9 protein-coding genes are annotated in these 14052 nt (G+C 71.9%); 8 read left to right on the top strand and 1 reads right to left on the bottom strand.

The window, feature by feature from the left end:
• Nucleotides 1-3 precede the first annotated feature (3 nt).
• The 6 genes from ABD714_RS22770 to ABD714_RS22795 are packed head-to-tail and all read left to right on the top strand — an operon-like array spanning nt 4 to nt 8226.
• Nucleotides 4-2412, top strand: a complete 2409-nt coding sequence (locus ABD714_RS22770) for an oligosaccharide flippase family protein (RefSeq protein ID WP_344814755.1) — start codon at nt 4-6, stop codon at nt 2410-2412.
• A gap of 58 nt (nt 2413-2470) precedes the next feature.
• The gene (locus ABD714_RS22775; RefSeq protein ID WP_344814756.1) at nt 2471-4354 is read left to right on the top strand and encodes a hypothetical protein; all 1884 of its coding nucleotides are present in this window, start codon (nt 2471-2473) and stop codon (nt 4352-4354) included.
• A gap of 58 nt (nt 4355-4412) precedes the next feature.
• Entirely contained in the window at nt 4413-5144 is a 732-nt protein-coding gene (locus tag ABD714_RS22780) for a hypothetical protein (RefSeq protein ID WP_344814757.1), read from the top strand.
• A 14-nt stretch (nt 5145-5158) separates the two neighbouring features.
• Nucleotides 5159-6217 (top strand): FecCD family ABC transporter permease, encoded by a 1059-nt coding sequence (locus tag ABD714_RS22785; RefSeq protein WP_344814758.1) that lies wholly within the window; start codon nt 5159-5161, stop codon nt 6215-6217.
• Nucleotides 6214-7302: a FecCD family ABC transporter permease gene (locus ABD714_RS22790; protein WP_344814759.1), complete on the top strand. Its 1089-nt coding sequence runs from the start codon at nt 6214-6216 to the stop codon at nt 7300-7302. Before ABD714_RS22785 ends, ABD714_RS22790 begins: the two co-directional genes overlap by 4 nt.
• A gap of 6 nt (nt 7303-7308) precedes the next feature.
• On the top strand, nt 7309-8226 hold the full coding sequence (locus tag ABD714_RS22795) for an ABC transporter ATP-binding protein (protein ID WP_344814760.1): 918 nt from the start codon (nt 7309-7311) through the stop codon (nt 8224-8226).
• A 117-nt stretch (nt 8227-8343) separates the two neighbouring features.
• Here the strand turns inward: ABD714_RS22795 and ABD714_RS22800 are convergent, their stop codons facing one another.
• Nucleotides 8344-9252 carry a type IV toxin-antitoxin system AbiEi family antitoxin domain-containing protein gene (locus ABD714_RS22800; protein ID WP_344814761.1) on the bottom strand — a complete coding sequence of 303 codons (909 nt, stop codon included), beginning with the start codon at nt 9250-9252 and terminating at the stop codon, nt 8344-8346.
• Nucleotides 9253-9453: 201 nt separating this feature from the next.
• Here ABD714_RS22800 and ABD714_RS22805 point away from each other — a divergent pair, with 201 nt between their 5' ends.
• On the top strand, nt 9454-10998 hold the full coding sequence (locus ABD714_RS22805) for a DUF7059 domain-containing protein (protein ID WP_344814762.1): 1545 nt from the start codon (nt 9454-9456) through the stop codon (nt 10996-10998).
• A gap of 177 nt (nt 10999-11175) precedes the next feature.
• A complete protein-coding gene (gene topA, locus ABD714_RS22810; RefSeq protein ID WP_344814763.1) occupies nt 11176-13947 on the top strand; it encodes a type I DNA topoisomerase in 2772 nt (923 codons plus the stop codon).
• Nucleotides 13948-14052: the final 105 nt, after the last annotated feature.

A 14052-nucleotide genomic window follows, 5' to 3' on the forward strand; every position in this document is an offset into this window, starting at 1 on the left:
CTGATGGAGATTCCCGTACCCCGGCACGCCCGGCTGGGCGCCGCCGTCGCCGACCACCTCCGGGACCCGATGCGGCGCAGCGCGTACGCGTTGATCCTGGCCACCGGGCTGACCTCCGGACTGGGCCTGGTGTTCTGGGCGATGGCCGCCCGCTGGCTGCCGACCGCGACCGTCGGGCTCGGGGCCGCGCTGGTGTCGGTGATGGCGCTCCTGGCCAACCTGTCCACCCTCGGGCTGCGCAACGGTCTGATCCGGTTCCTGCCCGCCGCCGGGGCGGCGAGCCGCCGCTTGATCATCAGCTGCTACGCCCTCTGTGCGGTCACCGCGGTGCTGGCCGCCGGCATCTTCCTGCTCGGTCAGCCGCTGTGGGCGCCGCGGCTGGAGTTCCTCCGCGCGTCCCCGCCGGCCGTCCTCGCCTTCATGATCGGCACGGCGTTCTGGGTGATCTTCGTCCTGCAGGACCACGTGCTGGTCGGTCTGCGCCAGACCATCTGGGTGCCGCTGGAGAACGGTCTGTGCGCGGTCGCCAAGATCGCCCTGCTGCCGTTGCTCGCCGTCGCGGGCGGCTGGGCGGTGTTCGGCGCCGCGGCGCTGCCGGCCGCCGCTGCCGTGCTGGTGATGACCACCATGATCATGCGCTACCTGCGCCGGACGACGGCGGGGCTGGCGCCGACGAGCATCCCGGTGTCCCAGCTGGTCCGCTTCGCGGCCGCCGACCACTTCGCGGCGCTGCTGTGGATGGGCACCGCGGACCTGCTGACCCTGCTGGTGCTGAACCAGGTCGGACCGGAGGCCAGCGCCTACTACTTCATGGCCAACACCATCGGCTACACCCTCTACCTGGTGATCAGCAACGTGGGCAGCGCGCTGGTCGCCGAGGGTGCCCGCCGCCCGGAGCGCACGGTGGCGCTGGCCCGCCAGGCGCTGTGGAACTCGGCCCGGCTGGTGATCCCGCTCGCGATCGTCGGCGTCCTGGTCGCGCCCCTGGTGCTGGACGTGCTCGGGCCCGACTACGCCGCCAACGGGACGCTGGTGCTGCAGCTGCTGCTGGTCTCCGCGATCCCGCAGATCGTCGTCGGGATCTCCATCGCCACTGCGCGGATCCGGCGTGACCTGCGCACGATCATGGTCGTCTACACCGCGCTGGCCATCGGCTCCGTCGGCGGCAGCTGGCTCGCCCTCGGCACGTTCGGCATCGCCGGCGTGGGGCTGGCCTGCCTGGGCACCCAGCTGGTGGTCTGCTCCGCGCTGCTGCTCACCGGTCGCACCGGGCTGTTCGCCGAGCGCGGCTTCCGCAGCGTGGTCGCCGAGCTCGAGCAGCTGCCCCGGCTCCTGCGCCGGCGACGCAGCCGCAAGGCGATCCGCCGCCGGCTCGCACCCGCGCTGGTCGCCTGCGACCTGGATCCGGCGACCCCGGCCGCGATGCTGACCTCGGACTCCGACACCCTCGTGGTGGCCCTGCAGTCGGGGGAGGACAAGCTGATCGCGAAGATCGCCACCTCCGCCGCGGCGACGCACGGTCTGGAGCAGCACGTCGCCAGCCTGGCCCGGGTCCGGGTGCTGCTGGGCGACGACGCCAGTGCGGCGCTGCTGCCCCGGGTGGTGCGGGAAGGTCGGCTGGAGGGTCACCTGGTGGTGATCGAGACCCAGCTGCCGGGCCACGCCGCCACCCGGCGACTCTCCGAGGACGCCACCAGCGCGGCGGCCGCCACAGCCATGACCGCGCTCCACCGCGCCACCACGGTGACGCAGATCGTCGACGACGCGGCCCTGGCCCGCTGGGTGGACGAGCCGCTCGACTTCCTCCGTGGTCTGCGAGGTCTCCCCGGTGACCTGCAGAGCCTGGAGCGGTTGCGGGTCCTCCTGCACGACGCCCTGGCCGGCCGCGAGGTCGCGACGTCCTGGGTGCACGGCGACTTCTGGCCCGGCAACGTGCTGGTCGAGGAGACGGCGTCGGGGGTGGACCCGGCGCTCGGCCTGGAGTCCGTCGGCACCGCGACGGAGGGGGTGGACGCAGAGGTCCGGGTCACCGGCCTGGCGGACTGGGAGAACGCCGAGCCGGGGGGTCTCCCCGACGTCGACCTGCTCCACTGGTGGCTCGCCACCCAGCCGGTCGAGCTGGGTGCCGCCGTACGCCACGTCGTGGCCCGTCCCGCCGAGGTCCGGCGGCGGCTCGCCGAGCTGTCGATCGACCTGCCGAACCCGCACATCGCCCTGGAGCACCTCGCGCTGCTCACCTGGCTGCGGCACGTCACCGCCGGGATGGACCGGACCTCGGCCGACCACCTCGGACGGGTCTGGCTGGCCCGCAACGTGAAGCCGATCCTGCAGCTGCTCGCCGCCCCCGAGCCGATCGGGCCCGAGCCGGCCGCCCGCTGCGCCGGTGGGCCGCGGGCGAGCGACCGCCCGTGACGGCCCGTTTGGTGGATCCGACCCATCCGGGACCCCGTCCGGCTCCGAATCAGTTCTCGTGACCGATGTCGTAGCCGCTCCCGCGCCGGGTCCGGACACGCTCGTCCGGGCCCGCCCCACCGACCAGCCGACCACCGACCAGCCGACCACCGACCAGCCGACCGCCGACCGGCCGAACCCCGGCCAGAAGGCCGACGACCGGCCGACCGCCGCCGGGTCCGACCCTTCGCCGCCGCGCCCGGTCGGCGTGACGCTGCTGACCGCGCTCCGCTCGCAGGGCTGGCTGGCCGGGCTGCCGCTGCTCGCGGCGCTGCTGTGGACCCTCGGCTTCCTCGGCGCCGACCCACGCGAGATGGGCTCCTTCGGTCTCGTCTCGCTGTTCACCGCGGCCACCGCCGGCGGACTGCTCCTGCTCGTCGGGGGCTTCCTGGCCAGCCTCTACCGCAACAAGCGGGAGTGGGTCCTCGGCCTCTACCTGGTCACGTACATCTTCCTGATCCACGGCACCCCGGCCGTGCTCTACGGCACGCTGCGCTACTCGTGGGCGTACAAGCACGTCGGGATCGTCGACTACATCCTGCGTACGGGCACGGTGGACCCCAGCATCGCCGTCGGCGAGATCTACCACAACTGGCCGGGCTTCTTCGCGGCCAGCGCCCTGCTCACCTCGCTGGCGGGGAGCCCGGACGCGCTGCGGATCGCCACCTGGGCCCCGGTCGCGTTCAACCTGATGAACCTGGTCGTGCTGCGCTACGTGTACCGCGGCCTGACCCGCAGCAAGCGCCTGATCTGGCTCAGCCTCTTCTTCTTCTTCATCATCAACTGGGTCGGGCAGGACTACTTCTCGCCGCAGGCGATGGCGTACGTGCTCTACCTGGCCTGCATCGGGCTGCTGATCCGCAAGACGACCCTGAGGAAGCGGCAGCTGATCCCCTTCCTGCTGATCGTCGCCGTGGTCGCCGCCAGCCACCAGATCACCCCGATGATGCTGCTGCTGGCCATCACCGCCCTGGTGGTGCTGCGCCGGACCTCCGGCTGGTATCTCCCGGTCCTCGGCGGGATCCTGGTGGCCGCCTGGGCCTTCACCGCCGCGCGGGACTACACGCTGCCCAACATCATGGAGCTGGTGGTCGGGCTGGGTCAGCCGGTCTCCAACGCCAACGAGACCCTGGAGAAGACCTCCAGCATCGCCGCGGGCTCCCAGCTGGTGGTGATCTGGGCCGGGCGCAGCGTGGTCGTGCTGGCCACCGTGATGGCCCTGGTCGGCGCCTGGCGCAGCTGGCGGGTCCGCGGGCTCCGGGTCACCGCCGTCTTGTTGATGGTGCTGCCCGGGATGCTCGTGCTGATGACCGGCTTCGGTGGCGAGGTGCTGTTCCGCGCCTTCCTGTTCGCCGCCCCCTTCATCGCGTTCCTGGCCGCGGCTGCCTGCCTCCCTCGCGACGGCCGAGGCTTCCCGTGGCGGAACCTGGTCGCCACCGTCGCCCTCACCGCCGTGCTGGTGCCGGGTTTCCTGCTCGCCTACTACGGCAAGGAGCGGCAGAACTACTTCACCCCGGGCGAGGTCAGCGCCCTGACCTGGGTGCAGGAGAACGCTCGGCCCGGCTCCCTGCTGGTGGAGGGCAGCCGGAACTACCCGACCCAGTTCAAGAACTACGAGCGGTTCACCTACGTCCCGATCGACCGCGAGCCGGAAGGCTCCTGGCGGGAGATGCTGGCCGATCCGGCCGACAAGCTGGACGACTGGCTCAGTGACCCCCGCTACACCGACGCCTACGTGCTGATCACCCGCTCGCAGAAGATCGCCGTCGACACCCTGGGCTCCATGCCGATCGGCTCCCTGGAGGACATCGAGATCGCGCTGCGCCAGTCGCCCGACTTCACCGTGGCCTACGACCACGGTGACGCCGTGATCTTCGTGCTGGCCGACCAGGCAGGACGCTGACATGGCTGTGCTCGGAAGCGGAAGCACAAGCGGCCGCGGACGCGGTCGTGGTGACAGCGTGCGGGGTCGCCTCGGCGCCGGGCACGTGCTGGCGGTGGCCGGTGCCCTGGTGATCGCGCTGGCCCTGGCGCTCGACGCTCCCGCCGTCCGGCTGACCGCCGCGCTGCTCGTCTGCCTGGTCCTGCCCGGACTGGGCTGGGCGCGTCGGCTGCGGCTGCGCGACCTCGGCGACACCGTCGCCCTGACAGTGGTCCTCAGCATGTCCCTGACCGCGGTGGTCGCCACCGGGATGGCTGTGACGCGGACCTGGTCGGCGTCCGGGGGTCTCGTCGTGCTGGTCGCGATCACCGTCCTGGGCTTCGTGCCGGTCCGGTCCGTCGCGGCTCGTGCCGTCACCGTGCTGCGCGGTCGCGCGACACTCACGCCGCGGCGACCGGTCGCGGTCGAGGTCGGCGAGACCGAGGACGGCTGGACCGACTGGTACGCCGACGCCCGGGACCGGGCAGACGAGGAACGTCGCCGTCGCGAGGCCGAGGCCGAGGCCGCCGAGCAGGAGTGGCGGGACTGGTACGCCGAGAGCCGCCGGCTGGTGGCCCGAGATCGGGACCGGGGGTGGGGAGACCCCGACCCGGACGGCGCGGGGGCCGGCTCCGCGACCGACGGGGCGGGCGACGGGGCGGACGAGCCGGCCAACGACCGGGCGGACGAGCCGGCCAACCACCGGGCGGACGAGCCGGCGATCGACGAGGCCCGGGTGGTCCGGACAGGTTCGGTGTTCGGTCGAGACTAGGTTAGGCTCGCCTTATGTCGGTGACACAGGTCCCGCAGACCCGCACTGCGCCGGTGCCGCCGGTCACCCGCCGGAGCACCTCGTCCCGCACCCTCGGTCTGCTGATCTGCACGCTGGTCGTCGTGGTCCTGTGTTTCCTCAGTCTCGCCGTCGGCGCCCGGGTCACCCCGCTCTCGGCGGTCTGGGACGCGGTCTTCCGCTACGACCCCGCTGACACCGACAGCCTGGTGATCCGGGAGCTGCGGCTGCCGCGAACCATCCTGGGCGTCCTCGTCGGCGCGACCCTCGGCCTGGCCGGAGCGGTGATGCAGGGCGTCACCCGCAACCCGCTGGCCGATCCTGGCATCCTCGGCGTCAACGCCGGCGCCGCCCTGCTGGTCGTGATCGGCATCTCCGCCTTCGGCGTCACCTCCATCCTCGGCTACGTCTGGTTCGCCTTCGCCGGCGCCGCGATCGCCTCGGTGATCGTCTACTCGGTCGCCTCACTCGGGCGGGAGGGCGCCACCCCGGTCAAGCTCGCCCTGGCCGGCGCCGCGCTGAGTGCGGCCTTCGGTGCGGTCACCAGCGCCCTGCTGCTGCTCGACCAGGCCACCTTCGACCAGTTCCGGTTCTGGGCGGTCGGTGCGCTGGCCGGGCGGGACTCCTCGGTAGTCGCCCAGATCGCTCCCTTCCTGATCGTCGGCTGCCTGCTGGCCCTGTGTCTCGGCCGGGAGCTCAACACGCTGTCCCTCGGTGAGGACGTGGCCCGCGGTCTCGGGGCCAACGTGTTCGTCTCCCGTGGTGTGTCGGCCGCCGCGGTGGTGCTGCTCTGCGGCGCGGCCACCGCCGCCTGCGGTCCGATCGGGTTCGTCGGGCTGACCATCCCGCACGTGGCCCGGATGATCGTCGGTCCCGACTACCGCTGGGTGCTGCCGTACTCGATGGTGCTGGCCCCGATCCTGCTGCTGGCCGCCGACATCCTCGGTCGCGTGGTGGCCCGGCCGGGCGAGCTGCAGGTCGCCATCGTGACCGCGTTCCTCGGGGCACCCGTCTTCATCGCCCTGGTCCGCCGCAAGAAGCTGGCCGAGCTGTGAGTGCGGTGATGACCGGGCGCCGGCCCACCCGCGACGACGTCCGGGCGGCGGCCGACACCACCGGCGTAGCGGTCGTCCGAGGCGTCCGGCACCGGCTCCGTCGCCGGACCCTCGTGGTCTCGCTCGCGCTGGTGGCGTTCCTGCTCGTCATGTTCTGCCTGGCCCTGACCGTCGGTGACTTCCCCCTCTCGGTGCAGCAGGTCTGGATGTCGCTGACCGGCCGCGGCACCCGGGCCAGCGACTTCATCGTCCACGAGCTGCGGCTGCCCCGGGCCGTCGTGGCCCTGGCGGTGGGGGCGTGCTTCGGGCTGTCCGGGGCGATCTTCCAGTCGATGATGCGCAACCCGCTGGCCAGCCCGGACATCATCGGCATCACCTCCGGGGCCAGCGCGGCCGCGGTGATCGCCATCCTGATGGTGAACCTGAGTGGTTTCGCCGTCTCGGGCTTCGCGTTCGGCGGTGCGCTGGTCACCGCCCTCGCGATCTACCTGCTGGCCTGGAAGCAGGGCGTGGCCGGCTACCGGCTCGTGCTGGTCGGCATCGGCATCGCGGCCATGCTCGGTGCCGTCATCGACTACCTGATGACCCGGGCGCAGATCTGGGACGCCCAGGTCGCGCTGCTCTGGCTCACCGGCAGCCTCAACGGCGCGTCCGCCACGGAGATGCGGCCGCTGCTGCTGCTGATGCTGATCGTCGTGCCGCTGGCGCTCTGGGCCGGTGGGGCGCTCGGCGGTCTGCAGCTGGGCGACGACGCGGCCACCAGCGTCGGCGTACGGGTGGAGCACTCCCGGCTGCTGCTGATCCTGCTCGGGGTCGCCCTGGCCTCGATCGCCACCGCCGCCGCCGGACCGGTCGGCTTCGTCGCCTTCGTCTCCGGCCCGATCGCCCGGCGGCTGACGAACGGCACCGGCATCGCCCTGGTGCCGGCGGCCCTGGTCGGGGCGGCCGTGGTCATCGCCGGGGACTTCGTCGGCCAGCACCTGCTCCCGATCCAGCTGCCGGTAGGCATCCTGACCGCCGCCGTCGGGGCGCCGTTCCTCCTCTACCTGCTCGTCAGGTCCAACCGCATCGGTCATGGAGGCTGATCGACCATGGTTCTCAGTGACGCACCGGCGACCCGGCACACCCTCAGCGCGACCGACCTCGGTCTCGGCTACGGGGACCGGCAGATCGTCGAGGACCTGACGGTCGACATCCCGACCGGCAAGGTGACAGTGATCATCGGCGCCAACGGGTGCGGCAAGTCGACCCTGCTGCGCGGGCTCGCCCGGCTGCTCACCCCGACCCACGGGGCGGTGCTGCTGGACGGACGCTCCATCTCCTCGATCCCGAGCAAGCAGGTCGCCAAGGTGATGGGGCTGCTGCCGCAGAGCCCGGTCGCCCCCGAGGGCATCACCGTCGCGGATCTCGTCGGGCGGGGCCGCTACCCGCACCAGGGCTGGTTCCGGCAGTGGGCCGCCGACGACGACCGCGCGGTCGCCGAGGCGTTGACCGCCACCAGCACGCTCGAGCTGGCCGACCGGCCCATCGAGGAGATGAGCGGTGGTCAGCGGCAGCGCGTCTGGATCGCGATGGCGCTGGCCCAGGAGACCGACCTGCTGCTGCTGGACGAGCCGACCACCTATCTCGACCTCAGTCACCAGCTCGAGGTCCTGGACCTGCTCACCGACCTCAACCGGCGCCGCGGCACCACGGTGGTGATCGTGATGCACGACCTCAACCTCGCCTGCCGGTACGCCGATCACCTGATCGCCATGCGGGACGGGCGGATCAGCGCCGAGGGCCCGCCGAACGAGGTGATCACCGCCGCGGCGATGCTGGACGTGTTCGGGCTCCGCTCCACGATCATCACCGACCCGGTGTCGAAGACGCCCACCATCATCCCCATCGGTCGCCACCACTGCGACGACGGTGACGACGGGTTCGGTGGCGACGCTGCCGTGCTCTCCGGCGAGTGGTCGGGCGAGACTCCCGTGCGCGAGCACGAGGTCCGGAGAACGCTGCGGTGAGCTCCGTCCCTCCCGCCCGCTGACGCCCCCCGATCCCCACCCCCGATCCCGCTGACGCCCCCTTTCGCTCGGTCACGCCCCCTCTGCAAGGGGTGCGTCAGCCAGCGAAACGGGGCGTCAGCGGGCACGAGCGAAGGCGTTCATGATCTTGCGGCGCAGGATCGTCGGATCCTCGAGGGCATCCCACCGCCAGCGCACCACCTGGAAGCCCTCGTCGCGCAGCGCGTCTTCCCGATCTTTCTCGGCGAGCACGACGTCCTCGGCCGTCTGGTCCGGGCGCCGCAGCGGGCCGTACTTCGTCGCCCCGTCGAACTCGCCCAGGGTGCGGCGGTCGAGCCAGCCGAAGTCTGTCCGCCCGACGAGATAGCCGTGATCATCGAAGACCTTCACCTGCAGGTCGGGCCTGGGCAGTCCCACCTCAGCCATCCGGACGAGGCTGCAGGACTCGCCCACGCTCTCGCTGCGCGGATCCAGGAAGGCCACGGCTCGGCGTGCGCGAACGATCCCGCGCCAGCCCCGGCATCGCGCCACCGCGTCGGTCAGCTCGTCGCGATCAAGCCCCTGACGCAGGGCAGCGTCGCCGAGCGGGACGAACTTGTACGCCGTCAGACCGCGGGACAGGTCCACCACCGTACGAGCGAGGGTGGTGACCCTGATGCCTTCGATCTCGACGATCTCGTGCGCGTCGATCGGACAGACGTGGATGAAGTTGTCGCGGCGTCGTCGTCCGCCGCCGTCGCGGCCGCAGGTCAGGTGCACGGTGGTCAGATCGGATTCCCACAGCGGCAGCCCGTGGAGGGCTGCCGCCGACATGTGGCTGACGACGGCGTCGTCCCGGGTCAGCGCCCTGGCGGTCGCGTGCACCAGCTCGCGGTGGACCGTGCGGGAGTCGGGCGGTGCCGACGGATCCAACGAGTACGCGCCACGCCGGAGCGCGCGCAGCTCGCCGCTGGTCCGCAAGCGGGCAAGCTCCGGATAGGCGTACCCCTCGGCGTAGAGGTCCCTGGTGAGTCGGATGGGTTCCATCGGCCGACCAGACCACTGGGCAGCGGGACCGCACCAGCCGTCGGTCGAGGTTGTCCACAGGCTGTGGGGGTGGGCGCTGGCGAGGCGCGGCCCTCAGGTGGCCTTGGCGGCGGCGGTCAGGCGCGGGGGGCTGTCCTGCCGGCAACGCCGCCCTACCCGATCTCGGATCGGTTCCTCGTCTCGCTGTGACAGCATGGCGAGATGCCTTCACCGGCCTCTCCCGCCCCCGCTCTCGACACCCCCGCTCTCGCCACGACCCTGGACACCGCTGCCCTCGACGGCCCGCTGCTCGCCGATCTCCGGGCGACGCTCGAGGCGACCGACTACACCGTCGACCGGGTGGTGGCGGCGATGGGCGCGACCCCCCACGCGGCCCTGGCCCGGAATCAGACGGTCCCGGCCGAGCGGGCGCTGGACGGGCGCGGCGACCCGTTGGCCACCGTGATCAGGCTCTGGCCCCTGCAACGCCCTGTCGCGCGGACCTCGGTCGAGGCGGCCCTGCCCGGTCTGCTGGAGCCGCTGCTCCGGGCCGGCATCCTGACCGAGTCCGGCGGCTCCGTCACGGCGACCGTCGACCTGCGCCCGTACGCAACCGACGACGCCGACTTCTGGGTCTTCTCCGACCTGACCCCGGGTCTGGACGGCCACGTCGCCCCGATGCGGCCGGACTGGGTGCTGGGGCTGTCGTCGGCGTCCAGCACCCTGGCCCAGCTGACGGTGCGCCGTCCGGTCGGCTCCGCGCTGGACCTCGGCACCGGCTGTGGGGTGCAGACCCTGCACCTGGCCGCTCACGCCGAGACGCTCACCGCCACCGACGTCAACTTCCGCGCCCTCGACCTGGCGGCGGCGACCCTCACCCTCAACGGCGTCAACGCCGAGCTGCTCGACGGGTCCCTCTACGCCCCCGTACGGGGTCGGCGGTTCGACCTGATCACCACCAACCCGCCGTACGTGATGTCACCGCCGCGGGCCGGCGAGGCGCGGCTGGCCTACCGGGAGACCGGCTACGCGGGCGACGAGCTGATGGAGCACCTGGTCCGGCACGCCGTCGACCACCTGAACCCCGACGGCACCTGCCAGATCCTCGGCAACTGGGCGCACCGGGCCGGACAGCCCTGGGACGAGCGGCTGGCGGGCTGGGTGGCCGGCACCGGACTGGACGCGCACGTGGTGCAGCGCGAGGTGCTCGAGGTGCCCGAGTACGTGGAGCTCTGGCTGGCCGACGCCGGGCTGAGCGGCAGCCCCGACTACCGGCACCGGTACGCGGAGTGGCTGGACTACTTCGCCGGGCTGGGCATCGAGGCGGTCGGGATGGGCTGGCTGCTGCTCACCCGGGCGGGCCGGGACGACCCTTGGCTGCGCCTGGAGGACTGGCCGTACGCCGTCGAGCAGCCGATCGCCCCCGCGTTCGCCGCCGAAGCGGGCTGGATCAGCGACTCCCGGCTGCCCGACGACGCCCTGCTGTCGCGGGCCTGGACCCTGACCGGCGACGTGGTGGAGGAGACCACCGGCCAGCCCGGGGCCGCCGACCCGCAGCACATCGTGCTCCGCCAGCAGCGTGGCTTCCGCCGGGCGGTGGACGCCGACACCGCCCTGGCGGGTGTGCTCGGCGCCTGTGACGGCGACCTCCCGCTCGGCGGACTCGTCGATGCGCTTGCCGGTCTGCTCGACGTGGAACCGTCAGCCCTCCGGGCCGACGTGCTGCCCCGCTTCCGCACCTTGGTCGCCGACGGCTGGTTCGGCTGACCGACCTCGGCGCCGTCGATCACCGGCCGCGCAGGGGGCAGCTGACCGGACGGGCCGTCGGTCGGGCGGGATGGACCTCCCGGGTGGAGATGGACGGGGGCTGTATGGTCCCGTCCGTGGCCCCATCGGCCGCCGGGCGGACGAGTTCGACCGTCATCAGCAGTAGAAGAGGACAGCGTGGCTACGACAAAGGGCCGACGACTGGTGATCGTCGAGTCGCCGAAGAAGGCGACCCAGATCGCCAGCTTCCTGGGCGACGGTTACATCGTCCAGTCCAGCCGTGGGCACGTCCGCGACCTGCCGACCGGGGCCGCCGAGGTGCCGGCCAAGTACAAGGGTGAGAAGTGGGCGCGCACCGGCGTCGACGTCGACAACGGGTTCGAGCCGCTCTACGTGGTCAACCCCGACAAGCGCGCGACCATCAAGTCCCTCAAGGACGCGCTGTCCGGAGCCGACGAGCTCCTGCTGGCCACCGATGAGGACCGTGAGGGCGAGGCCATCGCCTGGCACCTGCTGCAGGAGCTGAAGCCGAAGGTCCCGGCCCGCCGGATGGTCTTCCACGAGATCACCCCGCAGGCCATCGCCGAGGCCGTGGCCAACCCCCGCGACCTGGACGTCAACCTGGTCGACGCCCAGGAGACCCGCCGGATCCTCGACCGCCTGTACGGCTACGAGGTCTCCCCGGTGCTGTGGAAGAAGGTCATGCCGAGGCTCTCGGCCGGCCGGGTGCAGTCCGTGGCGACCCGCCTGGTGGTCGACCGCGAACGCGAGCGGATGGCCTTCCGCACCGCGTCCTACTGGGACATCGACGCCGTCCTGGACGCCGGCGCCGAGGCTGAGCCGCCGCTGTTCGGTTCCCGGCTGGTCGCCGTCGGTGATCAACGGGTCGCCCAGGGGCGGGACTTCAGCTCGCGCGGACTGCTGCAGAGCAAGGGCAACGAGCAGCTGGTCCACCTCGACGAGGCCTCCGCGACCGCGCTGACCGAGGCCCTGCGCGGTGCCGCGTTCTCGGTGAAGAGCATCGAGTCCAAGGAGATCACCCGCCGGCCGTCCGCCCCGTTCCGCACCACCACGATGCAGCAGGAGGCCGGTCGCAAGCTCGGGATGACCGCCCAGCGGGCGATGTCGGTGGCCCAGTCGCTGTACGAGGACGGCTTCATCACCTACATGCGGACCGACTCGGTGCAGCTGTCCGACACCGCGATCAACGCCGCCCGCAACCAGGTCCGGCAGCTGTTCGGGCCGCAGTACCTGCCCAGCTCGCCCCGCGTCTACACCTCCAAGGTGAAGAACGCCCAGGAGGCGCATGAGGCGATCCGGCCCGCCGGTGAGTCCTTCCGGACGCCGGCCCAGACAGGTCTGCGCGGCGACGAGTTCCGCCTGTACGAGCTGATCTGGATGCGCACCATCGCCTCCCAGATGGCCGACGCCAAGCTGCAGCGGGTCACCGTGCAGATCGACGCGCGGCCGACCGCCGACAGCGGCCAGCCGCCCTGCGGTTTCGTCTCCACCGGCTCGACAGTCACCTTCCCCGGGTTCATGAAGGCGTACGTGGAGTCGACCGACGACTCCTCGGCCGACGACGAGAGCCAGCGCCGCATCCCGCAGCTCAGCCAGGGCCAGGCGCTCCGTCCCGACGAGGTGACCGCCTCCGGGCACGAGACCCGGCCGCCCGCCCGCTACACCGAGCCGTCGCTGGTGGCCAAGCTGGAGGAGCTGGAGATCGGTCGGCCGTCGACGTACGCGTCGATCATCCGCACCATCACCAGCCGGGACTACGTGTTCAAGAAGGGATCGGCGCTGGTCCCGACCTGGTTGGCGTTCGCGGTCACCCGGCTGCTGGAGGAGCACTTCCCGCACCTGGTGGACTACGCCTTCACCGCCGAGATGGAGGACGTGCTCGACGAGATCGCCGACGGGCGCGCCCAGCGGCTGTCCGTGCTCACCGACTTCTACTTCGGGCGCAGCGACGGCGAGGTCGGCGCGACCGGTGATCGCGAGGGTCTGCGGCAGCTCGTCTCCGAGCTCGGTGACATCGACGCGCGGAAGCTCTCGACCTTCCCCCTGGGTGACCTCGAGTCCGACGCCGAGGGCTCGGGCATCGCGGTCCGGGTGGGCCGTTACGGCACGTACGTCGAGGACGCCGAGAACCGCCGCGCCAACGTGGCCGACGATCTCCCGCCCGACGAGCTCACGGTCGATCTCGCCCGCGAGCTGCTGTCCAAGCCGATGGGCGAGGAGCGCGAGCTCGGGCTGGACCCGGAGACGCACACCCCGATCGTGGCCCGCAACGGACGCTTCGGCCCGTACGTCACCGAGGTGCTCGGCGAGGACGCCCCCAAGAGCGCGAAGGCCCGGACGGGATCGCTGTTCCAGTCGATGAGCATCGAGACCGTCACCCTGGAGCAGGCCCTGCGGCTGATGAGCCTGCCGCGGGTGGTCGGGGTCGACGAGGACGGATCCGAGATCACCTCGCAGAACGGCCGTTACGGCCCGTACCTGAAGAAGGGAACGGATTCCCGCTCCCTGGAGGGCGAGGACCAGATCTTCGACGTGACCCTGGACGAGGCGAAGGCGATCTTCGCCCAGCCGAAGCTGCGGGGCCGGGCGGCGGCCAAACCGCCGCTGCGTGAGCTCGGCGACGACCCGGCCAGCGGCAAGCCGATGATCATCAAGGACGGCCGGTTCGGACCGTACGTGACCGACGGCGAGTTCAACGCCACGCTGCGCCGCGGTGACGAGATCGAGTCGATCACTCCCGAGCGGGCGGCGGAGCTGCTGGCCGAGAAGCGGGCCAAGGGCCCGGCACCGAAGAAGCGTGCGCCGGCGAAGAAGACCACGTCGGCGGTCAAGAAGGCCCCGGCCAAGAAGGCGGCGGCGAAGAAGACCACCGCCCGCAAGGCACCGGCCAAGAAGACCGCGACCAAGAAGGCGCCGTCGGTCGGCTGAACGACGGGGTGATCGGGGCGATCCGCCGGCTTCTCCGCAACGGACCGGGGTCGGTGGGTTGATCATGGTCGACCGGTGATCATGATCACCCGAGGATGCGGTTCC

This window comes from Microlunatus aurantiacus (genome assembly GCF_039536605.1).
In the GTDB taxonomy this organism is placed as follows: domain Bacteria; phylum Actinomycetota; class Actinomycetes; order Propionibacteriales; family Propionibacteriaceae; genus Microlunatus; species Microlunatus aurantiacus.

What these genes read in the sequence shown, in the direction of transcription:
- ABD714_RS22770 (WP_344814755.1), top strand. Translation starts at nt 4, where the DNA reads ATGGAGATTCCCGTACCCCGGCACGCCCGGCTGGGCGCCGCCGTCGCC.
- ABD714_RS22785 (WP_344814758.1), top strand. Translation starts at nt 5,159, where the DNA reads ATGTCGGTGACACAGGTCCCGCAGACCCGCACTGCGCCGGTGCCGCCG.
- ABD714_RS22795 (WP_344814760.1), top strand. Translation starts at nt 7,309, where the DNA reads ATGGTTCTCAGTGACGCACCGGCGACCCGGCACACCCTCAGCGCGACC.
- ABD714_RS22800 (WP_344814761.1), bottom strand. Translation starts at nt 9,252, where the DNA reads ATGGAACCCATCCGACTCACCAGGGACCTCTACGCCGAGGGGTACGCC.
- ABD714_RS22805 (WP_344814762.1), top strand. Translation starts at nt 9,454, where the DNA reads ATGCCTTCACCGGCCTCTCCCGCCCCCGCTCTCGACACCCCCGCTCTC.